Below are 22,476 nucleotides of genomic sequence, written 5' to 3' on the forward strand. Positions count from 1 at the left end.
ACGGAAAGGGGCGTCTGCATGCTGACGCATTTGAAGAACGGCCATGTCGTCGACCCGGCCAACGACCGGGATGGCGTGGCGGATCTGTATCTCGCCGACGGCGTCGTCGTCGATGCGCCGACGGACGGGCGCCGGCCCGACGAGACGATCGACTGCAAGGGGCTGATCGTCATGGCGGGCGCCATCGACATTCATTCCCACATCGCCAGCGGTCACGTGAACACGGCGCGGCTGCTGCTGCCGGAATATCACCGGGCCTTCCAGTCACGGCCGGGCTCGACCGGCCTGTCCAAGGTCGGCTGGACCACCGAGGAAACCGGCCTGCGCTACGCCGAAATGGGGTTCACCACCGTGGTCGAGCCCGCCATGGCGCCGTCCTCGGCGCTGCATTCCCATCTCGAACTCGCCGACATCCCGATCATCGACAAGGCAACGCTCGTCGTCCTTGGCAATGACGATTTCCTGATGGCGATGATCCGCGACGGCGAGAGCGAGAGCGCCATCGCCGACTATGTCGCCTGGACGGTCTCGGCGTCGCGGGCGCTCGGCGTCAAATGCATCAATGCCGGCGGCTCCGCGGCCTTCAAGGAGAATGTCCGCAAGTTCGACTTCGATGACATCGTGCCCGATTACGGCGTGTCGTCGCGCAAGATCGTCAAGACGCTGCAGGGCGCCGTGAACGGGCTCAGCATCCCGCATCCGCTGCATGTCCATTGCAACAATCTCGGCGTGCCCGGCGATTCCGCCTCGTCGGCCGAGGCGACCATCGGCGCGGCCGAGGGCCTGCCGATGCATCTCGCCCACATCCAGTTCTACGGCTACGGCACCGAGGGCAAGCGCGGCTTTTCCTCGGTCGGGCAGCGGCTGGCCGACCTCGTCAACCGGACGCCGGAGGTCACGGTCGATATCGGCCAGGTGATGTTCGGCCAGACCGTGACGATCTCCTCGGACGAGATGCGCCAGTTTGCCGGTCGGCCGCAGGCCAGCCCCGGCAAGACGATCATCTTCGACCACGAGGCCAATGGCGGCGGCGTGGTGCCGATGGAATACAAGCAGAAGAGCTTCTTCAACGCGCTCCAATGGGCGATCGGGCTGGAGCTGTTCCTCCTGATCGAGGACCCCTCGCAGGTGTTCTTCACCACCGACCATCCCAATGGCGCGCCGTTCACCAGCTACCCCGACATCTTCGCGCTGCTGATGGACCGCGGCGTGCGCCAGCTATGGCTCGACGCGCTGCCGAAATCGGTGGTGCGGATGACCAGCCTGCCGGAGATCACCCGCGAATACACGCTGCGGGAGATCGCGACGATGACCCGCGCCGCCCCGGCCCGCCTGCTCGGCACGTCCGATCGCGGCCATCTGGGGGCGGGGGCCGTGGGCGACGTGGCGATCTATCGTCCCGGCCACGACAAGGCCGAGATGTTCGGCCGCGCAGCCTATGTCTTCAAGGACGGGACGCTGGTGGTGAAGGACGGCACCGTCGTCAACCGCACCAAGGGCCGCACGCTGACGGTCCGGCCCGAGGCGGACAAGGCGATGGCGAAACGCCTCGACCGCTATTTCGACGAACGCTTCGGTCTGCCGTCGCGCTGGTTCGAGGTGCCGGACTTTGCCATCGGCCAAGAGGATCCGTTCAAGGTGATGCCATGCCGGACGTGACACAGGACGCGCCGTCCACGGCGATGACCCGCAATGGCGTCGTCATTGACGACACCTTCGCCGAAGCGTTTCCGATGAGCGGAACGGCCATCCAGGTCACCGCCGATTCCGAGAAATGGGCGATGGAGGCCGCGCGCTCCTTCACCGGCTTTGCCACCTCGGTGATCGCCTGCGGCTGCGAGGCCGGCATCGACCGCGTTGTGCCCGCCAGCGAGACCCGCGACGGGCGGCCGGGCGTGCGCATTCTCCTGTTCTCGATGGACAAGGACGGGCTCGCCAAGCAGCTCGGCACCCGGCTCGGCCAGTGCATTCTCACCAGCCCGTCCTCGGCCTGCTACGCCGATTTCGACAGCGAGACGCAGATCGATCTCGGCTCGGCCATCCGCTATTTCGCCGATGGCTGGCAGATATCGAAGAAATTCGCCGGCCGGCATTTCTGGCGCATGCCGGTGATGGAGGGCGAATTCCTCTGCGAGGCGACGACCGGCATGACCGGCGACGGCGTCGGCGGCGGCAATCTCCTGTTCATGGCTCGCACCAGCGCACAGGCGCTGGCGGCTGCCGAGGCGGCGCTCGAGGCGATGCGTGAGGTGCCCGGTGCGATCATGCCGTTTCCCGGCGGGATCGTGCGCTCCGGTTCCAAGGTCGGCGGCAAGTACAAGGGCATGATGGCCTCCACCAACGATGCCTATTGCCCGACCCTGAAGGGCGTCACCCCATCGGCTCTGACGCCCGATATCGGTTCGGTGCTGGAGATCGTCATCGACGGCCTGTCGAAGGAGGCGGTCGCCGATGCCATGCGCGCCGGGCTGAAGGCGGCGGTCGATCTCGGACCCGACAAGGGCGCCCTGCGGATCGGCGCCGGCAATTACGGCGGCAATCTCGGACCGCATCACTTCCATCTGAAGGAGCTGGCGCCATGAGCGGGCTCACCTTCCGCAAGCGGGCCGAACCGGATCAGCGCATCGACCTGTCGGCCCTGATCCCGTCGCGCCTTGCCGGCCTCACCATTGCGCAGATCGCCTCCCTGCCGGTCGGCACGACCCGCTGGCTGGTCACGGTCGGCGACCTCTTCGACGTGTCGGGCGGCGATCCTGCGCAATTGCGCTTCGAGGGTGGCTCGCACCGCTTCGACCGGATCGGCGAAGGGCTCGATGGCGGTGAGATCCATGTCGAGGGCAATGCCGGCTGGCGGACCGGCCGGGTGATGAGCGCCGGACGGCTGACGGTGACGGGCTCGGCCGGCGGCTTCGCCGGTTCGGCCATGAGCGGCGGCGAGCTGCACATCGAGGGCGATGCGGGCGATTTTCTCGGCGGTCCGCTGGCCGGCGAGATGGCGGGCATGTCGGGTGGCACGATCCGCGTCGGCGGCGCGGCCGGCGAACGGGCGGCCGATCGCATGCGGCGTGGCACCATCGTCGTCGCGGGCACGCTCGGCGCCAACGCCGCCAGCCGGATGATCGCCGGCACGCTGATTGCCGGCGGCCGCGCCGCGGGCGTGCCCGGCCGCCTGATGAAGCGCGGCACGCTGATCCTGCCCGGCGGGGTCGAGCGCCTGACGCCGACCTTCCTCGACAACGGCCCGGCCGACCTCCTGATCCTGAAGCTGATGGCCCGGGATATCGCCGCGGGGCCCGCCGGCCCGGTGCCCTTCGATGGCGCGCCCATGCGCCGGTTCGGCGGCGACACGGCGGTGCTCGGCATGGGCGAGATCTTCCTGCCGTTGTAAGGCGGCGAGACTGCACAATTGCCATGCGACACGGCGCCGCCGCTCTGCTGACTTGCCGGAGGGCGCCGCTAGTTCTGCATCCGGATGCAGCATCGCTGCGTATGTGAAGAGCGTATCCCAGTTCGACCGGGCACCGTCTGATCCCCCAGGAAGGAAACGGCCGAGACGATGATTGACCTGATTTTGACCGTCTGCATGGTGAGCGACCCGTCGAACTGCCGGGAAGAGCGGCTGACCTACCAGAGCCGCGGCTCGCTGGCGCAATGCATGATGCTGTCGACGCCCTATGTCGCGGCCTGGGCCGGCGATCATCCGCAATGGACGATCAAGAGCTGGAAGTGCCACTGGCCGGAAGATCGCAAGGAAGCGATCTGAGCGGACAGCACCGTCTGCTGCCGCGCTGCTCACTGCGGTGAAAAACTAGGCATTGAACAAAATACAGGCAGATTTGATCTGACCCAGGGTCAGGGTAGTCGCGCAACCGGTGGCTTCACCCGCCGGATGGCCGCGTTCCCCGCCAGTCCTTCGCGCATCGCCAGTCTGGCACGGGGATTGCTCCCTGTGTGACCGGAGCCCGTCGCTGAGAGCGGGACCTGTCAACTGGAGAGCGTGAATGACATCACCTATCAATTGGCTTCGTGGCGCCGTCGCCGCGACCGCGATGAGCGGCGTCGCACTGACCGGTGCCGTGGCGCAGGACGCGCCGTCCGGCGATCCGATCAAGGTCGGCATCCTGCATTCGCTGTCGGGCACGATGGCGATTTCCGAGACCACCCTGAAGGACGCCATGCTGATGCTCATCGAGGAGCAGAACGCCAAGGGCGGTCTGCTCGGGCGTCCGCTCGAAGGTGTCGTGGTCGATCCGGCCTCCGACTGGCCGCTCTTCGCCGAGAAGATGCGCGACCTCGTCTCGGCCCAGGACGTCGCGGCGGTGTTCTGTTGCTGGACCTCGGTGTCGCGCAAGTCGATCCTGCCGGTGGCCGAAGAGCTCAACACGGTCGTCTTCTACCCGGTCCAGTACGAGGGTGAGGAATCCTCGCGCAACATCTTCTACACCGGTGCCGCGCCCAACCAGCAGGCAATCCCCGCCGTCGACTATCTGATGGAGGAAGGCGTCGAGCGCTGGGTGCTGGAAGGCACCGACTACGTCTATCCGCGCACCACCAACAAGATCCTCGAGCAGTATCTCAAGGACAAGGGCGTCGCCGCCGAGGACATCAAGGTCAACTACACGCCCTTCGGCTTCTCCGACTGGCAGACCGAGGTGTCGGCCATCAAGGAATTCGGTTCGACCGGCAAGAAGACCGCCGTTGTCTCGACCGTGAACGGCGACGCCAACGTGCCGTTCTACAAGGAGCTCGCCAACCAGGGCATCGCCGCGACCGACATTCCGGTCGTCGCCTTCTCCGTCGGCGAGGAAGAACTGGCCGGCATCGACACCGGCCCGCTGGTCGGCCATCTCGCCGCCTGGAACTATTTCCAGTCGGTCGATACGCCCGAGAATGCCGAGTTCATCGAGAAGTGGAAGACCTTCATCGGTGACGACAAGCGCGTCACCAATGACCCGATGGAAGCCCACTATATCGGCTTCAACATGTGGGTGAAGGCGGTCGAGGCCGCTGGCACGACCGAGGCCGACGCGGTCATCGCCGCCCTGCCGGGCGTCGAGGTGCCGAACCTCACCGGCGGCATGTCAACCATGCTGGCCAACCACCACATCACCAAGCCCGTGCTGATCGGCGAGATCAACGACGAGGGCCAGTTCGACATCGTCTCGGAGACCGAGGAACTGGTGCCGGGCGACGCCTGGTCCGACTTCCTGCCGGAATCCAAGAAGCTGACCGCCGACTGGACCGACCCGATCAATTGCGGGAACTACAACACCGAGACCGAGACCTGCGGCGGTGCTTCGGCGGAAGCCAAGTAAGCGGGTCCGACAGCTTCGTCCTCCCAAGACGAACCCGACGGGGGCGGTCCCAGGCGACCGTCCCCGTCCCCAGCGGCCCTCAGGTGGGATGTGATGCAACAGTTCTTCGAGCGATGCCGGACCGGTCTCATGCTGGTCGCGGGTCTCCTGCTGGCGGCGGGACTTCTGGCGGCGCAGCCTGCATGGGCCCAGGGCGCCGACCCGGCCACGATCGTCCAGAAATTCGGCGGCAAGCAGAGCTTCAGCGAAACCGAGGCGGTGATCGCGGAAGCGGCGGCCAGCGGCGATGCCGCCCTGGCGCCCGCCCTCAAGGCCCTGCGTGACGGCGACCTCTACTGGCGCAAGAGCGACGAGGCCGTCTTCGTCGGCGCGGCGCGCGGCGACGAGATGGTCCTCACCGATCCGATCACCGGCGAGGCTGCCGGTATAGTCGCCAAGGCGGACGTCACCAAGGTCCGCATCAAGAATTCGATCCGCAACGCGGTCACCGCCGCCCTCGGCACCCTGACCCTGCGCGCCGCCGATCCGGCCCAGCGGCTGCGGGCCGCCAGCACTGTGTTTTCCGACGCCGACCCCGAGATGATTGCCCCGCTGGAAGCGGCGATTGCCGCCGAGACCGACGCCGGCGTCCTGGCCCGGCTGGAAGAGGCGCGCGCTGCCGCGATCCTCGCCTCCGACCGTCCGGCCGCCGAGAAGGCCGAGGCCGCCAAGGCGCTGCAGACGCGCGGCGACCGCGAGGCGCTGAACATGCTGCGCATCTTCGCCGATGCCACCGACGATCCGGTGGCCCGCGAGGCGGCGCGCGAATCCATCGCCGGCATCGAGGCCAACATCGCCTTCTGGAACCAGATGCAGAATGTCTGGTACGGCCTGTCGCTCGGCTCGGTGCTGCTGCTCGCGGCCATCGGGCTGGCCATCACCTTCGGTGTGATGGGCGTCATCAACATGGCCCATGGCGAGATGGTCATGCTGGGCGCCTACACGACCTTCGTGGTGCAGGAGGCGATCCGCGGTTCGGCGCCCTGGCTGTTTCCCTGGTCGCTGACCATCGCCCTGCCGCTGGCCTTCCTCGTCTCCGGCTTCGTCGGTCTCGTCATGGAGCGCGGCCTGATCCGCTTTCTCTACGGCCGGCCGCTGGAAACGCTGCTGGCGACCTTCGGCGTCTCGCTGATCCTGCAGCAGGCGGTGCGCACCGTCTTCGGCCCGACCAATCGCGAGGTCGGCAATCCCGACTGGATGTCCGGCGCCTTCGATGTCGGGTTGATGTCGATCACCTGGAACCGGCTGTGGATCATCGTCTTCGCGCTGGTCGTCTTCCTGGCCTTGCTCGCCGTCCTCAACCGCACACCGCTCGGCCTGCAGATGCGCGCCGTCACCCAGAACCGCAAGATGGCCTCGGCCATGGGCATCCGTACCCCCTGGGTCGATGCCATGACCTTCGCACTCGGCTCGGGCATAGCCGGTGTCGCCGGTGTCGCGCTCAGCCAGATCGACAATGTCTCGCCGAGCCTCGGCCAGGGCTACATCATCGACAGCTTCATGGTCGTGGTGTTCGGCGGGGTCGGCAATCTGTGGGGCACGCTGGTCGGGGCGATGAGCCTCGGCGTGCTCAACAAGTTCCTCGAACCCTATGCCGGCGCCGTCCTCGGCAAGATCATCGTGCTCGTCCTGATCATCCTCTTCATCCAGAAACGACCGCGCGGCCTGTTCGCCCAGAAGGGGAGGTTCGTCGACGCATGATTCTCGCGCGCTTCCTCGGTCCCCGCATCTTCATCCTCGTCGCTGTGATCCTGGCGGCGGCAATCCTCGTGCCGCTGGCCAATCTCTGGCTGCCGGCGGGCCATCCGCTGCATGTGCCGTCCTATGCGGTGCCGCTCTTCGGCAAATATGTCTGCTACGCGCTCTTGGCGCTCGCCCTCGATCTGGTCTGGGGCTATGTCGGCATCCTGTCGCTCGGCCACGGCGCCTTCTTCGCCCTCGGCGGCTACGCCATGGGCATGTATCTGATGCGCCAGATCGGTTCGCGCGGGGTCTATGGCGACCCGGTGCTGCCGGACTTCATGGTGTTCCTGAACTGGCAGGAACTGCCCTGGTACTGGTACGGCTTCGACCAGTTCTGGTTCGCCGCGCTGATGGTCGTGCTGGCCCCCGGCATCCTCGCCTTCGTCTTCGGCTATTTCGCCTTCCGCAGCCGCGTCACCGGCGTCTATCTGTCGATCATCACCCAGGCGATGACCTATGCGCTGCTGCTGGCCTTCTTTCGCAACGACATGGGGTTCGGCGGAAATAACGGCCTGACCGACTTCAAGGAGCTGCTCGGCTTCTCGCTGCAGGCCGACACCACCCGCGCCGGCCTCTTTGCCGCCAGCTGCATCGCGCTGGCGGTGGCCGTGGTCATCGTCGGCTGGATCACCCGCTCGCGGCTCGGCAAGCTGATGGTCGCCGTGCGCGACGCCGAAAGCCGCACCCGCTTCATCGGCTGGCGGCCCGAACATGTGAAGCTCTTCGCCTTCACCGTCTCGGCGGTGATGGCCGGCATTGCCGGCGCCCTCTACGTGCCGCAGGTCGGTATCATCAATCCCGGCGAGTTCGCCCCGGTCAATTCGATCGAGATCGTCGTCTGGGCGGCGGTCGGCGGCCGCGGCACGCTGATCGGCCCGGTCATCGGGGCGCTGCTGGTGAATTTCGGCAAGAGCACCTTCACCGCCATCGCGCCGGAATTCTGGCTCTTCGTCCTCGGCAGCCTGTTCGTCTTCGTCACCCTGTTCCTGCCCCGCGGCATCGTCGGCACCATCGACCATGGCTGGAACGCCTGGCGTGCCCGGCGCGGCGATGCCGACCGCGAAAAGGGCGAGGCGGTCGACAAGACGCCCGTGCCGGCGCCGGGGCCGGCGGAATGACCATGATGGACCAGATGACCGACGCCCCCGACAAGACCATGGCCACGGCAGGCGGGCCGGCCGCGCCCGCCGGCGATACGGACGCCGCACCGGCGCCGCCGATCGTCTCGCCGCACCCCTATGCCACCCAGCGTGCCGCCCTGCTGGCCGAGCGCGAAGCCCTCGGGCAGGCGCGGCGCGACACGCTGCTCTATCTCGACGGCGTCACCAAGAGCTTCGACGGCTTCAAGGCGATCAACAATCTCTCGCTGGTCATCCAGAAGGGCGAGATGCGGGCGATCATCGGCCCGAACGGCGCCGGCAAGACCACCATGATGGACATCATCACTGGCAAGACCCGGCCCGACGAGGGCGAGGTCTATTTCGCCGGCGATGTCGACCTGACCAAGCAGGACGAGGCCGCGATTGCCAATATGGGCATCGGCCGAAAATTCCAGAAGCCGACCGTCTTCGAGAGCCACACGGTGGCCGACAACATCCGCATGTCGATGGCCGGCTCGCGCTCGATCTTCGCCGCGCTGCTGCACCGCGACAGTGCGGGCGAGCGCCAGACGGTCGCCGACATTCTGGAGACGACGCGCCTGACCACCAAAGCGGGCACGCTGGCGGCCGATCTCAGCCATGGCCAGAAGCAGTGGCTGGAGATCGGCATGCTGCTGGCGCAGGATCCCGAACTCCTGCTGGTGGACGAACCGGTGGCCGGCATGACCGACGCCGAGACCAAGGAGACGGCGCGGCTCCTGCGCGAGATCGCCCGCACCCGGTCGGTGGTCGTCGTCGAACACGACATGCATTTCGTCCGCGCCCTCGACGTCAAGGTCACCTGCCTCCACGAGGGCTCGGTGCTGTCCGAAGGTACGCTCGACCATGTCTCCGCCGATCCGCGCGTCGTCGAGGTGTATCTTGGCCGCTGAGATGCACCACACGAGCCGAGACCTGGCCACGATGCGGTCCGGGGAGGGCGGAACGCGCCGCTTTGCCGGTTCGCGCGCGGCCCATCCAACATTCCCTGCAGGAGCGCCGAACGCCCCATGCTGACCGTTTCGAACGTCGATCTCTATTACGGTGCGGCGCAGGCGCTGCGCGGCGTGTCGCTGAATGCCAGGAAGGGCGAGATCACCTGCGTCCTCGGCCGCAACGGCGTCGGGAAGACCTCGCTGCTGCGCGCCATCGTCGGCCAGCAGCCGATCCGCGCCGGCCAGATCGCCCTCGACGGCGACAATCTCGGCCGCGAGGCGCCCTATACGCGGGCCCGACGCGGCATCGGCTTCGTGCCCCAGGGCCGCGAGATCTTCCCGCTTTTGACGGTGAAGGAGAATCTCCAGACCGGCTTCGCGCCGCTGAAGGGTGCCGACCGGACCATCCCCGACCATGTCTTCGAGCTCTTCCCTGTGCTCGCCGACATGCTCGGCCGGCGTGGCGGTGACCTGTCCGGCGGCCAGCAGCAGCAGCTGGCGATCGGCCGGGCGCTGGTGACACGGCCGCAGCTTCTCGTCCTCGACGAGCCGACCGAGGGCATCCAGCCCTCGATCATCAAGGATATCGGCCGGGCCATCCGCTATCTGAAGGACCAGTCCGGTCTCGCCATCCTGCTGGTCGAGCAATATCTGGATTTCTGCCGCGAGCTCGCCGATCAGGTCTACATCATGGATCGCGGCGAGATCGTCTTCGACGGTCCCGCCGAGGGTCTCGACGATCCCGAGGTGCGCCGGCATCTGACGGTGTGACTCCGATCTCCGCGATGATTGCCCTCGCTTCAGTCTTCCCGAACGGCATGTTAGAAAGGATGACACGGTCGCGGCCGATGTTCCTCGATCTGCGGCACGTGGTGCGCTCCGCTTTTGGGAGGATACCCAGTGCGCTTCATCGCGACGCTTCTTGCCTGCCTTTGCCTTGCCGGTGCCAGTCAGGCGCAAACGCTGGTCAAGCCTGGCGAGATCGATCAGATCGTCGACATCGCCCGCGGCTTCGGCTCCGGGACCTTGGAAAAGGACGAGACCGAATATGTCCGGGGGCGCATCGATGGCACGCTCTACGTGATCTTCTTCAACGACTGCAATTCCGACAGGAGCGAGTGCCAGAGCCTTCAGTTCTATGCCTCCTGGGACGGCGTCCCTGTCGATCAGGCCGTCATCAACGGCTGGAACCGGGACAAGCGCTTTGCCAAGGCTTATATCGACGCCGAGAACGATCCGGTGCTGGAGATGGACGTCAATCTGCGCCACGGAGTCACCCGCGGCAATCTCGAGGATACCTTCGACTGGTGGCGTCTGTCCCTGAGAGAGTTCAAGTCGGGCATCCTCAAGCTTTAGGGCCACTCGCGGCTTCCGGTGGCCAGCCGTGGGGCTGGAATTCGCGCCCGGTCGCACTCTTGCCGTTCATGCCGGGACCTGCGAGCCTCGCGCCATCTCCACGCATCCCCTCGGACAGATCATCATGAGAGACGCAGCCGGCGCCCCGTCGGATCAAGCCGCTTTGCCGCGCGTCCGCGCCGGCCTGCCCGCATGAGCGCGGTGCGCGACCTGCCGGTGACGGACCAGCCGGTTCCGCGCCGCATGCAGCGCTCGGAAGGGTCGGCGTCGGCGCAGTTCCGCGTCGTCGACAAGCGAACCCGCCTGCAGCGGTTGCACCAGTCCGGCTGCCTCAAGCTGCGGTTTCCGCGGCTGCCGCGCCAGCAGGCCGAGGCGATCCTCATCAACAGTTCGGGCGGCCTAACCGGCGGCGACCGGCTGGCGCAGGATTTCACCGTGGCGGCCGGGGCCGATCTCACCGTCACCACCCAGGCCTGTGAACGCATCTACCGCGCCTCCGGCGGCGATACTGCCCATGTGACGACGCGCGCTACGCTGGAAGCGAAGGCACGGCTCGCCTGGTTGCCGCAGGAAACGATCCTCTTCGATGGCGGCCGGGTGCGACGCACGCTCGAGGTCGAGGCCGCGCCGGATGCGCGCTTTCTCCTGTGCGAATCGCTGATCCTCGGCCGCGAGCTCATGGGCGAGAGCGTGACCGCGGGCCATTTCCACGATCGCTGGCGGGTGCGGCTCGGCGGCCGGCTGGTCTTTGCCGACGACCTGCAGCTGTCCGGTGACATCGCCGCGGCGATGGCGGAGCCCGCCTCGCTCGGCCCGAACCGCGCGCTGGCGACGGTGGTGGCTCATCTGCCCGACGCCGAGGCCCGCCTCGACGGGCTGCGCGCTGCGATCGGCGAAGACGGCGGCGCCAGTCTCGTTGGTGGTCTTCTCGTCGCCCGCATCCGGGCCGCGTCCGGCTTTCATCTGCGCCAGCGGCTCGTGCCGGTGCTTTCGGGTCTGGCGGACGGGCCGTTGCCGCTTGTATGGTCGCTATGACGCATCTGCGAAGGAACCCGGCATGCAACTGACCCCGCGCGAAAAGGACAAGCTGCTCGTCTCGATGGCCGCCATGGTGGCGCGCCGCCGGCTGGAACGCGGCGTGAAGCTGAACCATCCCGAGGCGATCGCGCTGATCACCGATTATGTGGTGGAAGGTGCGCGCGACGGCCGCAGCGTCGCCGACCTGATGGAGGCCGGCGCCCATGTGATCACGCGTGACCAGGTGATGGAGGGGATTGCCGAGATGATCCACGACGTCCAGGTCGAGGCGACCTTTCCCGACGGCACCAAGCTGGTGACGGTGCACGAACCGATCCGCTGATCCGGGCGATCTGCGGCCTGGGGCCTGCGCTACCGGACGCGTTGCCTATCGCCGTTCCGTTGCCGGGGCCTCGGCCAGTGTGTCCGCCTTCGCGGCGGGTTCGAGGGAGGACACGGTGATGTCCGGCTCGTCGGCTGCGACAGCGACGGGCGCGTCTCCGACGAATCGGAACCCCTGTTCGATGACGGAATAATAGGCGGGACCGGTGACGGGACCGATGGTGACAGTGCGGACCATCAGGGGCTGCGCCGGTCCGACGGGACCGAGGAGCAGACCGAGAAACGCCGCGATCAGAAGCGACCTCAGCATGTGAACTCCAACCTGTTGTGCGGTTGCGCGGTCCGATCGTTCGATGCCGGACCTTTGCCTTCTTCCGCAACGTCATTATGCGACGTTTCGTTCCGCGCGCCAGCTCTTTTTGCCCAAAGCCGTTAACGCGGAGCCGAGACATAACCCGCGAAAGTTTCATGAGTTCTTGCCGGCGCAACCATCGTTGTCGGTAGGCTTTCCGAAATCCTACAGGCCGTCCCGCCGCTCTTCGCATCTGCGAGATCAGCGCCAGAAAGCCTTTGACACCGGGTCGGCCGGCTTCCATGATCGCGCCCGAACCCGCCGTGCCGGGTGCCCCTTTTGGGCGGTGCCGACGGCGGGCTGGACGCGACCCATATCGGGGCGCCCGTCGACCAATCTGAGGGACATCCGCATGCTCACACGCTTCGCCATTGCCGCCGCAACCCTGGCCGCCGCAACAGTGCCCGCCTTCGCCCATCTCGATCCGGTTGCGCATGGCTCGCTGGCCGCCGGCGCGTCGCATCCGCTGCTCGGCTGGGACCACGTCCTGGTCATGGTGGCCGTGGGCCTGTGGGCTGCAACGCTCGGCGGCCGTGCGCGCTTTGCCGTTCCCGCTGCTTTCGTCGGCGCCATGGGCGCCGGCTTCGTGCTGGCCCTGAACGGTCTGTCGCTGCCCTTCGTCGAGCCGGTGGTCATGGCGTCGGTCGTCGCCCTCGGCCTTTTGGTCGCCGCCGCTGTCCGCCTGCCGGTTCCGGCCGCGGCCGCAGCCGTCGGCGCCTTCGCCCTGTTCCATGGTTCGGCCCATGGCGCCGAGCTCGGCTCGGCCGGCGCTTTCTCCTTCGGCCTCGGTTTCGTGGTGGCGACGGCCGCGCTGCATGGTGTCGGCCTGGCGCTCGGCCATTCGCTGACCGCCGGCCGCCAGCCGCTGATCGTCCGCGCGCTCGGCGCGGCCTCGGCGCTCGCCGGCCTCTACATGATCGCGGCCTGAGCCGCGTGACGCATCCGGGCCCTGGCCCGCAGAAGACAGGGCTCGCCCGGAGACGGGCGCGCCTGAGAGAAGAGCAACGGCGTGCCTGAGTTCATCCGGGCGCCGCAGCCTGTCGGCGAATACGACCTGATGGCGATCGGCCCCGTGCTGCTGGTGGTTCTGGCGATCATCGCCATTCGCAAGCTCTGGAGGAATGGATCATGATCCCCGGCGAAATCCTCACCCCCGACGGCGATATCGTCCTCAATGACGGCGCCGAGCCGATCACGCTGATGGTCGGCAATACGGGCGACCGGCCGGTCCAGGTCGGCAGCCATTTCCATTTCGCCGAGACCAATCCCGCACTCACCTTCGATCGCGACGCCGCGCGCGGCATGCGGCTGGATCTGGCCGCCGGTACCGCCGTGCGCTTCGAGCCCGGCCAGACCCGCGAGGTCACGCTTGTGCCGCTCGGCGGCGCGCGCAAGGTCTATGGCTTCAACGGCAAGGTGATGGGCGCGCTCTGACCGGCGCGACGCCGGCGCCGCTGAGGCGCCACCCCTGATTCCCGGCCGTGAGGACGATGGCTGCAAGCCTGGCAGATGGCACAGGCGCGGCTTGGTGCGTGCTGGAAAAGGGGGACAGGCGAATGTGCGACCATTGCGTGATCGACAGCGTGAAAAGCCGGATGCTGAGCCGGCGTGGGCTCTTGGGCGGCGGGCTCGCCGCGGCCGCGGCGGGGATCGCCAGCCCGGCCTTTGCGCAGGACGTCGCCAGGCCCGCGGCAGCCGCCGCGATGCCGGCCAATTCCATCGCCGACCTGACCCATGAGCTCTATCCGGAGTTCCCGACCTTCTTCGGCGACCAGCAATTCTTCATGGAGCGGAAATTCTCCTACGCCGAGCACAAGTTCAACCTGTTCGAGCTGCGGGTGAACGAGCACACCGGCACCCATGTCGACGCGCCGCTGCATTTCTCCGCCGACGGCCAGTCGGTGGCGGAGATCCCCGTCGACAAGCTGATGGCGCCGCTGGTCGTGGTCGACATCCGCGAGAAGGCGGAGAAGGACGCGGACGCGCAGGTCACGCCCGACGATCTGAAGGCCTGGATCGCGGCCCATGGCGACATGCCGGAAAATTGCTGCGTGGCGATGAATTCCGGCTGGGCCCGGCATCTGGACACCGACAAGTTCCGCAATGCCGACCAGGACGGCACGATGCATTTCCCCGGCTTCCATGTGGAGGCGGTGCAGATGCTGCTGGAGGGCTCGGCGGTCGGCATCGCCGTCGACACGCTGTCGCTCGACTTCGGCATGTCGCCGGACTTCGCCGTGCATTACGCCTGGCTGCCGGAAGGCCGCTGGGGGCTGGAGTGCATCGCCGGGCTCGACGACATGCCGGCGACGGGGGCGACGCTGATCGTCGGCGCGCCGAAGCATCGCGGCGGCTCGGGCGGTCCGGCCCGCGTCTTCGCACTCACCTGAGGGGACAGGCCATGGCAACGGCACCGCTGGTTTCGGATGCACAGGCCAGCCCCGAGGTGCGCGCCGTCTTCGACGACATCCGCGCGACCCGCGGCTCGGACTTCGTCAACAATTTCTGGCGCGTGCTGGCCGCCGATCCGGCGACGCTGAAGCGGACATGGGAGGAGGTGAAGGCGGTGATGGGGGCACCGGGCGCGCTCGATCCGCTGACCCGGGAGATGCTCTATATCGCCGTTTCGACCACCAATGGCTGCAGCTATTGCGTCCATTCCCACACGGCCGCGGCGCGTGCGAAGGGGATGACCGATGCGCAATATGGCGAGTTGCTGGCCGTCGTCGGCCTTGCCGCCAGGACCAATCAGCTGGCGCAGGCGCTGCAGGTGCCCGTGGACGACGCCTTCGAGTTCTGATCGCCTTCTCAGGAGACGAGGCGTGGCTCAGTCGCCATTGGCCTTGGGAATGGCGCTCGGAGCGTTCGACAGGCCGCGACGAATGGAGCCCAGATCGACGGCGACGGTCGGCTTGGTAATCCGGTAGGCGCGGTCGGACCCGGCGCCGGGCGTGCCGATCGTGTCGCTGGTGCCGAAACTGGTGACCGACGAGGTGCCGGCGCCATCCTCGGAGCGTGCCAGCCCTTCGGCATTGAGGCTGTTGATCGTCGACGAACCCTCGCTCGCCAGCCCCTCGGTGGTGTTGGCGCCGAGACCGGTGCTGCCGGAACTTGCGCCCGGTGCAATCGGGTCGGTGAGGGTGGGCGATGCGCCCGTATCCGACAGGCTGGACCCCGATCCGACGCCGCCCGTGCTGCCGATGCCGCTGGCGCCGGAGCCGGTGACGACACCGCTGCCCGCCGATCCGCCGATGCCGGACGAGCCCCCGGCACCTGAAGAGCCGCCGACGCCGCCGGAGAGCTGGGCCAGTGCGGGAGCCGCGGTCAGCACCGCCGCAATTGCGATCAGGGGGGTGAGGGATCTGCGCATGGCCTCTGCCTTCCGGTTTCACGGCGCGGGTCGGTGGGTGTCGGCGGCCCGCTGCCTCTGATCACCAACTCCGCGCGCTTCCGACCGGTTCCCGAACGCGGGCAGCGCCGCGCAGCCTACCGCCGGATGATGGCGCGGTGGGAGCCGACCGAACGGCCGCGGGTCACCGCGCTGCCGCCGGCGGCACCGGGGCCCTGCCGCGCGAAGCTGCCGGCATTGATGCCGTTGAGGTCCGACCGGCCTTCGACCGCGCGTTCTGCGGTGCTCGGCTGGGCAGCGCGGCTGCGGGGCACCTTCGGCTTCAGATAACTGTCGTCGAAATTCTTGCCGTAGGCCCGCTCGGTGACCGTGTCGCCGAAGACGTCGGCGCCGCGAATGCGGGGACCGCCCGGTGCTGCGGGCGAACCGCCGATGCGCATGCCCGACGCGGACGAGCCCGGCACGTCGCCCATCGGCCCCGGATCATAGGCCTGGGCGAGGGCGGCGCCGGGCAGAAGCAGCGCGGCGAGGAGGGCGAGGCGGATCATCTGGGCTCCTGAATCGGGGGCGCGCGGCCACGGCCGGCATGCGCGCCGCAGCGGCCGAATTGCGGCCAGTCTCGCGCCGATCGACAAAACCGGGAAGACAAGCTTTCGCGACCGACATATGGTCGCTGATGGTGCGCCGCAACGAGAGCGGCCGCGTCCTTAGAATTCGACCCGTCTGGAGATCGCCCATGCCCGCCCGGATCGCTCGCTCTTCCTATGCCGCCATGTTCGGCCCGACGACCGGCGACAAGGTGCGCCTGGCCGACACCGAACTGTTCATCGAGGTGGAAAAGGACTTCACCACCTATGGCGAGGAGGTGAAGTTCGGCGGCGGCAAGGTGATCCGCGACGGCATGGGCCAGTCCCAGCATTCGCGGGCCGAGGGCGCGGTCGACACGGTGATCACCAACGCGCTGGTTCTCGATCATACCGGCATCTACAAGGCCGATATCGGCCTGCGCGACGGTCGCATCTGCGCCATCGGCAAGGCCGGCAATCCCGACACACAGGGCGGCGTCGACATCATTATCGGCCCGGGCACCGAGGCGATCGCCGCCGAGGGCAAGATCGTCACCGCCGGCGGCTTCGACAGCCACATCCACTTCATCTGCCCGCAGCAGATCGAGGAGGCGCTGTTTTCCGGCGTCACCACCATGATGGGCGGCGGCACCGGGCCGGCGCACGGCACGCTGGCGACGACCTGCACCCCCGGGCCCTGGCACCTGGCGCGCATGCTGCAGGCCACTGACGCCATGCCGATGAATATCGGCTTCTCGGGCAAGGGCAACGCCTCGCTGCCGGCCGCGCTGGAGGAGATGGTGCGGGGCGGCGCCTGCGCCCTGAAGCTGCACGAGGACTGGGGCACGACGCCCGCCGCCATCGATTGCTGCCTGTCGGTGGCCGACGATCACGACGTGCAGGTGATGATCCACACCGACACGCTGAACGAGAGCGGCTTCGTCGAGAACACCGTGGACGCCTTCAAGGGCCGCACCATCCACGCCTTCCATACCGAGGGCGCCGGCGGCGGCCACGCGCCGGACATCATCAAGGTCTGCGGCCTGCCCAACGTGATCCCGTCCTCGACCAATCCGACGCGGCCCTACACCACCAACACGCTGGAAGAGCATCTCGACATGCTGATGGTCTGCCACCATCTCGACGCGTCGATTCCCGAGGACATCGCCTTCGCCGAAAGCCGCATCCGCAAGGAGACCATCGCGGCGGAGGACATTCTCCACGATCTCGGCGCCTTCTCGATCATCGCCTCCGATTCCCAGGCCATGGGCCGGGTCGGCGAGGTGATCGTGCGGACCTGGCAGACCGCCGACAAGATGAAGCGGCAGCGCGGGCGGCTCGCCGGCGAGACCGGCGACAACGACAATCTGCGCGCCCGCCGCTATGTCGCGAAATACACGATCAACCCAGCCATCGCGCAGGGCATGTCGAAGGAGATCGGCTCGATCGAGGTCGGCAAGCGCGCCGACATCGTGCTGTGGGACCCGGCCTTCTTCGGCGTGAAGCCGATGATGGTGCTGATTGGCGGCACCATCGTGGCGGCCCCGATGGGCGACCCCAACGCCTCGATCCCGACGCCGCAGCCGGTGCATTACCGGCCGATGTTCGGCGCCTTCGGCAAGGCCGTCAGCAATTCCGCGATCTCCTTCGTCTCCGGCGCGGCGATGGCCGACGGGCTGCGCGAAAAGATCGGCTGCGAGAAGGCGTTCCTGGCGGTGGAGAACACCCGCGGTGGCATCTCCAAGGCGTCGATGCGCCTCAACGACGCGACGCCCCATATCGAGGTCGATCCGGAAACCTACGAGGTGCGCGCTGACGGCGAATTGCTGACCTGCGAGCCCGCCTCGGTGCTGCCGATGGCGCAGCGCTACTTCCTGTTCTAGGCTTTCCCGAAGAACGGCGGGGGCGACCTGAGGACGATCGGACCCGCCGCGGCCAATGGGGAGGAGCCATGATGCACCGCAATGACGTTTCGATCGCCGCACGGATCAGGGCGCTTGCGCTCGGCCTGGCGCTGGCCGCCATTGGTGCCGTCCCCGCGTTCGCGCAGGACGGAGAGCCGCTGACCCTCGATCTAGAGGGACCGGCCGAGCGCACCACCGTCACCTATCTCTGCCGGGACGCGGAGGAGGCCGAACCGGTGGAAATGGCTGTCGAATACATCAACCTGCCGTCCAACTCGCTCGCAATCCTGCCGGTAGACGGCCGCCAGACATTGTTCGTCGATGTCATGTCCGGCTCGGGCGCGAAATACGCGGCCGGCGCGATGGTCTGGTGGACCAAGGGACGGCGCGGCGACCTCTACAGCGAGATGCGCAGCGACCCGAGCCAGACGACGGTCTGCGAAGTGCGCCGCTGATCGGGACGGGGGCTCAGTCGCCATCCAGCGCCGCCGCACTGGCGTGCAGGGCCGGGTGATAGCCGGCCGCGATCGCCGCGACGCTCGGCAGCGGCGTTGCCACGGTGACCAGCCCCTCCGGCATCTCCCGCACGGCATCGTAGCCCGCCGGCGTCCAGCGCAGGAGGCGATTGTGCAGAACGAGCCAGGGCTGTCCCGCGACGATGACGAAGACGCCGTCGGGCAGTTCGCGTCCGACGCGCTCCGCCCGGCGCTGATGGCGTGTGCCCGTGACGATGCGCGCGCCATGCAGAAGGCTGTCGATCTCGCGGCTCGACGGGGTGTTCTCCAGCCCATTGCCTTCGGCGAAGGCGGAACGGTAGGCGAGGGCGGCCACGCGGCGACATTCCCAGCAGGGCCGGTGGCCGGCGGCAAGCGCCGTCGCCTCGTCGAGGAAGAACAATTCGGTGTAGCGGCCCGGCGCCATGATCTCGCGCTTGCGGCTTTTGAACGCCAGCGTGCAGACGATCCACGCCTTGTGCTTCCAGCGGCTGACGCCGAGGCGGCGCGCGCCGTCATGCAGGATGCCGCGATTGCCCATGAAATCGCCCCTGGCCCGGTCGGCAACGATCTCGCCCAGCGGGGTGACGCGGTTCTGCAGAGCCATGCTGCGTCCCCTTGCCCATCTGCCGACGCATTCCGCGCCATGGTTGTGCCGGCCGAAGGGCTGGTCCGGAGCCACGGGGCACCGTATCCTCGCGGCACGCACAGTGAAACGGGCATGGCCCTTCAGAAAGAGACAGCGGGATGATCGTCGGCGATACCATCAAGCGGGCTGGAGAATGGACCACGGCGGCGGACACGATCACGCTGGACGAATCGGCGCGCCATCGCCGCCGCATGGCGATGGTCAGCGACGATGGCATCGCCTTCCTGCTCGACCTGCCGGAGGCGCTGCTGCTGGTCGAGGGTGACGCCATACTCCTGGACGATGGTCGGCTGATCGCCGTGAAGGCCAAGCCCGAGGAGCTCTACGAGATCCGCGGCCGCGACGCCCGCCACCTGCTGGCGCTGGCCTGGCAGATCGGCAACCGGCATCTGGCGGCGCAATTGCTGGACGACCGCATCCTGATCCGCCGGGACGCCGTGGTGCGCACCATGCTGGAGGGGCTGGGCGCCGAGATCGCCGAAACCGAGGCGGCGTTCGATCCAGAAGGCGGCGCCTACGAGCCGTCGGGCCATCACCATCCGGTCGAGACGGCCCCGCTTTGAGCCGGCTGACCGACGCAGGCCCGGTGTCGAAGGCGGCATCGGTCGCTTCTCCGCATCTGGCCGAACTCCTGACCCTGTTCTCGCCGGCCTTCCCGATCGGCGCCTTCGCCTGGTCGCATGGGCTGGAAACGGCGGTGGCCGAGCGCGTCCTGACGGATGGGGCTTCGGTCGAGGCCTGGGTGCGGGTGCTGCTCGATCGCGGTAGCGCCTGGAACGACGCCGTGCTGCTGGTCGAGGCCTACGCCGCGCATCAGGCAGGCGACGCGACCCGCTTCGCGGCCGTCGCGGAGCTCGCCGAGGCGCTGGCCGGCAGTGCCGAACGCCGCGCCGAGACGCTGGCGCTGGGCGCTGCCTTCGCTGAAGCCTCGCAGCCCTGGGCGGCAACAGGCGAGGCGGAGGGCTGGGAAGGCGCCGACGCCATCGCCTATCCGGTCGCGGTCGGGCGGCTCGCCGCCGATGCGGGCTTCGGGCTCGACGAGACGCTGCTGGCCTTCGTGCACGGCTTTGCCGCGTCACTGGTGTCGGCGGCGGTGCGGCTGGTGCCGCTGGCCCAGAGCGAGGCGGTGCGGATATTGCGGCGGCTGGAGCCAGATATCCGCGCCCTGGTTGAGCGCGCGGGCCGCTCGACTCTGGACGATCTCGGCTCGGCGGCGCTAGGGTCGGACATTGCCGCACTGCGGCACGAAACCCTTCCCACGAGGCTCTTCCGCTCATGATGTCCAAGAACGGTCCCCTGCGCGTCGGCATCGGCGGCCCCGTCGGCTCGGGCAAGACGACCCTGGTCGAAAAGCTCTGCAAGGCGGCGCGCGACAGCTGGTCGATCGGCGTCGTCACCAACGACATCTACACCCGCGAGGACGCCGAGGCGCTGGTCCGGCTGCAGGCGCTGCCCTCCGACCGGATCATCGGCGTCGAGACCGGCGGCTGTCCCCATACGGCGATCCGCGAGGATGCCTCGATCAACATCGCGGCGATCCGCGATCTCAACGCACGCCATCCCGGCCTCGACCTGGTGCTGGTGGAATCGGGCGGCGACAATCTGGCGGCGACCTTCTCGCCGGACCTCGTGGATCTGTCGATCTACGTCATTTCGGTCTGCCAGGGCGACGACATCCCGCGCAAGGGCGGGCCGGCGATCACCCGCTCTGACCTCCTGGTGGTCAACAAGACCGATCTTGCCCCCCATGTCGGGGCCGATCTGGAGCGGATGCGCAGCGATGCCGCGAAGGGCCGTGGCGACGGCCCGACGATCTTCGCCGATCTGTCGCACGCCAAGGGGATCGGCGACATCCTCGCCTTCCTGTCCGAACGCGGCGGCATGCGAGCGGTGGAGAGCGCCGCGTGACACGGCTCTGGCTGAAGACGCCGCTGGCGATCCTCGCGGAGGGGGCCGACGGCGGCATCGTCGTGGAAGACGGCCGCATCGTCGAACTGGTGCCGTCGGGTGGTGAGCCGCAGGTGGCGGCGGACGAGGTCTTCGACGCCGCCCGCCACGTCGTTTTGCCAGGCCTCGTCAACACCCACCACCATTTCTACCAGACGCTGACGCGGGCCCATCCGCAGGCGATCGACAAGGAGCTGTTTCCCTGGCTCCAGAGCCTCTACCCGATCTGGGCGCAGCTCGATCCGGACAGTTTCCGCCTGTCGGTGCGGCTGGCCCTGACCGAATTGCTGATGTCCGGCTGCACCACGGCGGCCGACCACCACTATCTGTTTCCCAAGGGGCTCGAGGACGCCATCGACATCGAGGCCGAGGAGGCGGCGGCGCTCGGCATCCGGGTGACGCTGACCCGCGGCTCGATGAATCTCAGCCAGAAGGATGGCGGCCTGCCGCCGGATTCGGTGGTCCAGGACGAGGACGAGATCCTCGCCGACAGCGAGCGGCTGATCGGCCGCTGGCATGACCGCAGCGACGGCGCGATGACGCAGATCGCGCTGGCGCCGTGCTCGCCCTTCTCGGTGACGAAGAGCCTGATGATGGCGAGCGCCGAGCTTGCCGACAGGCACGATTGCCGCCTGCACACCCATCTCGGCGAAACCGAGGACGAGAACCGCTTCTGTGTCGAGAGCTTCGGCTGCCGTCCGGTCGATTATCTGGAGGATGTCGGCTGGCTCGGGCCGCGCACCTGGCTGGCCCACGGCATCCATTTCACCACCGACGAATGCCGCCGGCTCGGCGCCCACAAGGTCGGCGTCTGCCATTGCCCGGCGTCGAATGCGGTGCTCGCTTCCGGCTTCTGCCCGGTGAACGAATTGCGCGCGGCAGGCTCGCCTGTCGGCCTCGGCGTCGACGGTTCGGCGTCGAACGATGCGTCGAATCTCATCGAGGCGGCGCGCCATGCGCTGATGGTGGGGCGGCTGAACTATCGCTCCGCCGAGGCGGTCACCGCCCGCGACGTGCTGGCCATGGGCACCGAAGGCTCGGCGGCCTGTCTCGGCCGGACGGACATCGGCCGGATTGCCGTCGGCATGCAGGCCGATCTCGCCCTCTTCACGCTGGACGAGCTGCGCTTCTCGGGCGCGCACGATCCGATCGCCGCGCTCGTCCTGTGCGGCGCGACCCGTGCGGACCGGGTGATGGTGAAGGGCGAGTGGCGGGTCGAGGACGGCATGCCCGTCGGCCTCGATATCGGCCAACTGCGGGCCGCGCACGGCGCGGCGGCCCTGCGCTTTGCCTGATCCCTCCGGGGCCGACTGGCGGCCCCGGAAGCAG

Annotated in this window: 27 protein-coding genes; 23 read left to right on the forward strand and 4 right to left on the reverse strand. The window is 67.9% G+C overall.

The genetic code is table 11. The features are described from left to right. Positions 1-18: 18 nt before the first annotated feature. The 12 genes from J3367_RS08670 (at position 19) to J3367_RS08725 (ending at position 11,887) form a co-directional block, all read left to right on the forward strand. Entirely contained in the window at positions 19-1,659 is a 1,641-nt protein-coding gene (locus J3367_RS08670) for a formylmethanofuran dehydrogenase subunit A (RefSeq protein ID WP_024349737.1), read from the forward strand. A gap of 23 nt (positions 1,660-1,682) precedes the next feature. Further along, positions 1,683-2,582, forward strand: a complete 900-nt coding sequence (gene fhcD / locus J3367_RS08675) for a formylmethanofuran--tetrahydromethanopterin N-formyltransferase (RefSeq protein WP_024349738.1) — start codon at positions 1,683-1,685, stop codon at positions 2,580-2,582. Continuing rightward, positions 2,579-3,388, forward strand: coding sequence for a formylmethanofuran dehydrogenase subunit C (locus J3367_RS08680; protein ID WP_421460701.1), 810 nt, complete (start codon positions 2,579-2,581; stop codon positions 3,386-3,388). The genes fhcD and J3367_RS08680 overlap by 4 nt, the downstream gene beginning before the upstream one ends. A 168-nt stretch (positions 3,389-3,556) precedes the next feature. Then, on the forward strand, positions 3,557-3,763 hold the full coding sequence (locus tag J3367_RS08685; protein WP_024349740.1) for a hypothetical protein: 207 nt from the start codon (positions 3,557-3,559) through the stop codon (positions 3,761-3,763). Between the two features lie 238 nt (positions 3,764-4,001). After that, the gene (urtA, locus tag J3367_RS08690; protein ID WP_024349741.1) at positions 4,002-5,315 is read left to right on the forward strand and encodes an urea ABC transporter substrate-binding protein; all 1,314 of its coding nucleotides are present in this window, start codon (positions 4,002-4,004) and stop codon (positions 5,313-5,315) included. A gap of 93 nt (positions 5,316-5,408) precedes the next feature. Beyond that, positions 5,409-7,055: an urea ABC transporter permease subunit UrtB gene (gene urtB, locus J3367_RS08695; RefSeq protein WP_029702849.1), complete on the forward strand. Its 1,647-nt coding sequence runs from the start codon at positions 5,409-5,411 to the stop codon at positions 7,053-7,055. After that, positions 7,052-8,215 (forward strand): urea ABC transporter permease subunit UrtC, encoded by a 1,164-nt coding sequence (gene urtC, locus J3367_RS08700; RefSeq protein WP_024349743.1) that lies wholly within the window; start codon positions 7,052-7,054, stop codon positions 8,213-8,215. The genes urtB and urtC overlap by 4 nt, the downstream gene beginning before the upstream one ends. 14 nt (positions 8,216-8,229) lie before the next feature. Next, positions 8,230-9,129: an urea ABC transporter ATP-binding protein UrtD gene (gene urtD, locus J3367_RS08705; protein WP_421460832.1), complete on the forward strand. Its 900-nt coding sequence runs from the start codon at positions 8,230-8,232 to the stop codon at positions 9,127-9,129. Between the two features lie 117 nt (positions 9,130-9,246). Next, positions 9,247-9,942 (forward strand): urea ABC transporter ATP-binding subunit UrtE, encoded by a 696-nt coding sequence (gene urtE, locus J3367_RS08710; protein ID WP_024349745.1) that lies wholly within the window; start codon positions 9,247-9,249, stop codon positions 9,940-9,942. A 129-nt stretch (positions 9,943-10,071) separates the two neighbouring features. Then, positions 10,072-10,527 (forward strand): YbjN domain-containing protein, encoded by a 456-nt coding sequence (locus tag J3367_RS08715; protein WP_024349746.1) that lies wholly within the window; start codon positions 10,072-10,074, stop codon positions 10,525-10,527. A gap of 192 nt (positions 10,528-10,719) precedes the next feature. Next, complete coding sequence (locus J3367_RS08720; RefSeq protein WP_024349747.1) at positions 10,720-11,562, forward strand: urease accessory protein UreD; 843 nt, start codon at positions 10,720-10,722, stop codon at positions 11,560-11,562. A gap of 22 nt (positions 11,563-11,584) precedes the next feature. Continuing rightward, positions 11,585-11,887 (forward strand): urease subunit gamma, encoded by a 303-nt coding sequence (locus tag J3367_RS08725; protein WP_009210852.1) that lies wholly within the window; start codon positions 11,585-11,587, stop codon positions 11,885-11,887. Positions 11,888-11,932: 45 nt separating this feature from the next. On the opposite strand, the gene J3367_RS08730 is transcribed toward J3367_RS08725, so the two are convergent. Further along, a complete protein-coding gene (locus J3367_RS08730; RefSeq protein ID WP_024349748.1) occupies positions 11,933-12,196 on the reverse strand; it encodes a hypothetical protein in 264 nt (87 codons plus the stop codon). A gap of 394 nt (positions 12,197-12,590) precedes the next feature. Here J3367_RS08730 and J3367_RS08735 point away from each other — a divergent pair, with 394 nt between their 5' ends. The 5 genes from J3367_RS08735 to J3367_RS08755 all read left to right on the forward strand — a co-directional run bounded on the left by J3367_RS08735 (position 12,591) and on the right by J3367_RS08755 (position 15,038). Continuing rightward, positions 12,591-13,166 carry a HupE/UreJ family protein gene (locus J3367_RS08735; protein ID WP_024349749.1) on the forward strand — a complete coding sequence of 192 codons (576 nt, stop codon included), beginning with the start codon at positions 12,591-12,593 and terminating at the stop codon, positions 13,164-13,166. An 81-nt stretch (positions 13,167-13,247) separates the two neighbouring features. After that, positions 13,248-13,370 carry a hypothetical protein gene (locus J3367_RS08740; protein WP_266102048.1) on the forward strand — a complete coding sequence of 41 codons (123 nt, stop codon included), beginning with the start codon at positions 13,248-13,250 and terminating at the stop codon, positions 13,368-13,370. Continuing rightward, a complete protein-coding gene (locus tag J3367_RS08745; protein WP_024349750.1) occupies positions 13,367-13,672 on the forward strand; it encodes an urease subunit beta in 306 nt (101 codons plus the stop codon). The genes J3367_RS08740 and J3367_RS08745 overlap by 4 nt, the downstream gene beginning before the upstream one ends. Before the next feature lie 122 nt (positions 13,673-13,794). Next, positions 13,795-14,628: a cyclase family protein gene (locus J3367_RS08750; RefSeq protein ID WP_024349751.1), complete on the forward strand. Its 834-nt coding sequence runs from the start codon at positions 13,795-13,797 to the stop codon at positions 14,626-14,628. Between the two features lie 11 nt (positions 14,629-14,639). After that, positions 14,640-15,038 carry a carboxymuconolactone decarboxylase family protein gene (locus J3367_RS08755; protein WP_024349752.1) on the forward strand — a complete coding sequence of 133 codons (399 nt, stop codon included), beginning with the start codon at positions 14,640-14,642 and terminating at the stop codon, positions 15,036-15,038. Between the two features lie 27 nt (positions 15,039-15,065). Here J3367_RS08755 and J3367_RS08760 read toward each other — a convergent pair whose 3' ends face one another. Together J3367_RS08760 and J3367_RS08765 are read right to left on the reverse strand one after the other, a co-directional pair. Beyond that, entirely contained in the window at positions 15,066-15,608 is a 543-nt protein-coding gene (locus J3367_RS08760) for a hypothetical protein (RefSeq protein ID WP_024349753.1), read from the reverse strand. A gap of 116 nt (positions 15,609-15,724) precedes the next feature. After that, positions 15,725-16,135 carry a hypothetical protein gene (locus J3367_RS08765; RefSeq protein ID WP_024349754.1) on the reverse strand — a complete coding sequence of 137 codons (411 nt, stop codon included), beginning with the start codon at positions 16,133-16,135 and terminating at the stop codon, positions 15,725-15,727. Between the two features lie 188 nt (positions 16,136-16,323). Between J3367_RS08765 and ureC the strand changes: the two genes are divergently transcribed. Continuing rightward, positions 16,324-18,036, forward strand: a complete 1,713-nt coding sequence (gene ureC, locus J3367_RS08770) for an urease subunit alpha (RefSeq protein ID WP_024349755.1) — start codon at positions 16,324-16,326, stop codon at positions 18,034-18,036. Positions 18,037-18,104: 68 nt separating this feature from the next. Then, positions 18,105-18,512 carry an MliC family protein gene (locus tag J3367_RS08775; RefSeq protein WP_024349756.1) on the forward strand — a complete coding sequence of 136 codons (408 nt, stop codon included), beginning with the start codon at positions 18,105-18,107 and terminating at the stop codon, positions 18,510-18,512. Positions 18,513-18,525: 13 nt separating this feature from the next. Here the strand turns inward: J3367_RS08775 and J3367_RS08780 are convergent, their stop codons facing one another. Then, complete coding sequence (locus tag J3367_RS08780) at positions 18,526-19,158, reverse strand: hypothetical protein (protein WP_024349757.1); 633 nt, start codon at positions 19,156-19,158, stop codon at positions 18,526-18,528. 140 nt (positions 19,159-19,298) lie between these two features. Between J3367_RS08780 and J3367_RS08785 the strand changes: the two genes are divergently transcribed. From J3367_RS08785 to J3367_RS08800, 4 genes are read left to right on the forward strand one after another with little or no spacing between them, the layout of a single operon-like run. Further along, complete coding sequence (locus J3367_RS08785; RefSeq protein WP_024349758.1) at positions 19,299-19,763, forward strand: urease accessory protein UreE; 465 nt, start codon at positions 19,299-19,301, stop codon at positions 19,761-19,763. Beyond that, on the forward strand, positions 19,760-20,479 hold the full coding sequence (locus tag J3367_RS08790) for an urease accessory protein UreF (RefSeq protein ID WP_373279272.1): 720 nt from the start codon (positions 19,760-19,762) through the stop codon (positions 20,477-20,479). The genes J3367_RS08785 and J3367_RS08790 overlap by 4 nt, the downstream gene beginning before the upstream one ends. After that, the gene (ureG, locus tag J3367_RS08795; protein WP_024349760.1) at positions 20,476-21,108 is read left to right on the forward strand and encodes an urease accessory protein UreG; all 633 of its coding nucleotides are present in this window, start codon (positions 20,476-20,478) and stop codon (positions 21,106-21,108) included. The genes J3367_RS08790 and ureG overlap by 4 nt, the downstream gene beginning before the upstream one ends. Beyond that, entirely contained in the window at positions 21,105-22,442 is a 1,338-nt protein-coding gene (locus J3367_RS08800) for an 8-oxoguanine deaminase (RefSeq protein WP_024349761.1), read from the forward strand. Before ureG ends, J3367_RS08800 begins: the two co-directional genes overlap by 4 nt. Positions 22,443-22,476: the final 34 nt, after the last annotated feature.

Source organism: Aurantimonas sp. NFXS3 (genome assembly GCF_049132005.1).
Classification (GTDB): Bacteria; Pseudomonadota; Alphaproteobacteria; order Rhizobiales; family Rhizobiaceae; genus Aurantimonas; species Aurantimonas coralicida.

What these genes read in the sequence shown, in the direction of transcription:
- J3367_RS08755 (WP_024349752.1), top strand. Translation starts at nt 14,640, where the DNA reads ATGGCAACGGCACCGCTGGTTTCGGATGCACAGGCCAGCCCCGAGGTG.
- urtA (WP_024349741.1), top strand. Translation starts at nt 4,002, where the DNA reads ATGACATCACCTATCAATTGGCTTCGTGGCGCCGTCGCCGCGACCGCG.
- J3367_RS08780 (WP_024349757.1), bottom strand. Translation starts at nt 19,158, where the DNA reads ATGGCTCTGCAGAACCGCGTCACCCCGCTGGGCGAGATCGTTGCCGAC.
- J3367_RS08720 (WP_024349747.1), top strand. Translation starts at nt 10,720, where the DNA reads ATGAGCGCGGTGCGCGACCTGCCGGTGACGGACCAGCCGGTTCCGCGC.
- J3367_RS08750 (WP_024349751.1), top strand. Translation starts at nt 13,795, where the DNA reads ATGTGCGACCATTGCGTGATCGACAGCGTGAAAAGCCGGATGCTGAGC.
- J3367_RS08775 (WP_024349756.1), top strand. Translation starts at nt 18,105, where the DNA reads ATGATGCACCGCAATGACGTTTCGATCGCCGCACGGATCAGGGCGCTT.
- J3367_RS08765 (WP_024349754.1), bottom strand. Translation starts at nt 16,135, where the DNA reads ATGATCCGCCTCGCCCTCCTCGCCGCGCTGCTTCTGCCCGGCGCCGCC.
- ureC (WP_024349755.1), top strand. Translation starts at nt 16,324, where the DNA reads ATGCCCGCCCGGATCGCTCGCTCTTCCTATGCCGCCATGTTCGGCCCG.
- J3367_RS08685 (WP_024349740.1), top strand. Translation starts at nt 3,557, where the DNA reads ATGATTGACCTGATTTTGACCGTCTGCATGGTGAGCGACCCGTCGAAC.
- J3367_RS08680 (WP_421460701.1), top strand. Translation starts at nt 2,579, where the DNA reads ATGAGCGGGCTCACCTTCCGCAAGCGGGCCGAACCGGATCAGCGCATC.
- J3367_RS08735 (WP_024349749.1), top strand. Translation starts at nt 12,591, where the DNA reads ATGCTCACACGCTTCGCCATTGCCGCCGCAACCCTGGCCGCCGCAACA.
- urtD (WP_421460832.1), top strand. Translation starts at nt 8,230, where the DNA reads ATGACCGACGCCCCCGACAAGACCATGGCCACGGCAGGCGGGCCGGCC.
- J3367_RS08670 (WP_024349737.1), top strand. Translation starts at nt 19, where the DNA reads ATGCTGACGCATTTGAAGAACGGCCATGTCGTCGACCCGGCCAACGAC.
- ureG (WP_024349760.1), top strand. Translation starts at nt 20,476, where the DNA reads ATGATGTCCAAGAACGGTCCCCTGCGCGTCGGCATCGGCGGCCCCGTC.
- urtB (WP_029702849.1), top strand. Translation starts at nt 5,409, where the DNA reads ATGCAACAGTTCTTCGAGCGATGCCGGACCGGTCTCATGCTGGTCGCG.
- fhcD (WP_024349738.1), top strand. Translation starts at nt 1,683, where the DNA reads ATGACCCGCAATGGCGTCGTCATTGACGACACCTTCGCCGAAGCGTTT.
- urtE (WP_024349745.1), top strand. Translation starts at nt 9,247, where the DNA reads ATGCTGACCGTTTCGAACGTCGATCTCTATTACGGTGCGGCGCAGGCG.
- J3367_RS08785 (WP_024349758.1), top strand. Translation starts at nt 19,299, where the DNA reads ATGATCGTCGGCGATACCATCAAGCGGGCTGGAGAATGGACCACGGCG.
- J3367_RS08745 (WP_024349750.1), top strand. Translation starts at nt 13,367, where the DNA reads ATGATCCCCGGCGAAATCCTCACCCCCGACGGCGATATCGTCCTCAAT.
- urtC (WP_024349743.1), top strand. Translation starts at nt 7,052, where the DNA reads ATGATTCTCGCGCGCTTCCTCGGTCCCCGCATCTTCATCCTCGTCGCT.
- J3367_RS08760 (WP_024349753.1), bottom strand. Translation starts at nt 15,608, where the DNA reads ATGCGCAGATCCCTCACCCCCCTGATCGCAATTGCGGCGGTGCTGACC.
- J3367_RS08730 (WP_024349748.1), bottom strand. Translation starts at nt 12,196, where the DNA reads ATGCTGAGGTCGCTTCTGATCGCGGCGTTTCTCGGTCTGCTCCTCGGT.
- J3367_RS08725 (WP_009210852.1), top strand. Translation starts at nt 11,585, where the DNA reads ATGCAACTGACCCCGCGCGAAAAGGACAAGCTGCTCGTCTCGATGGCC.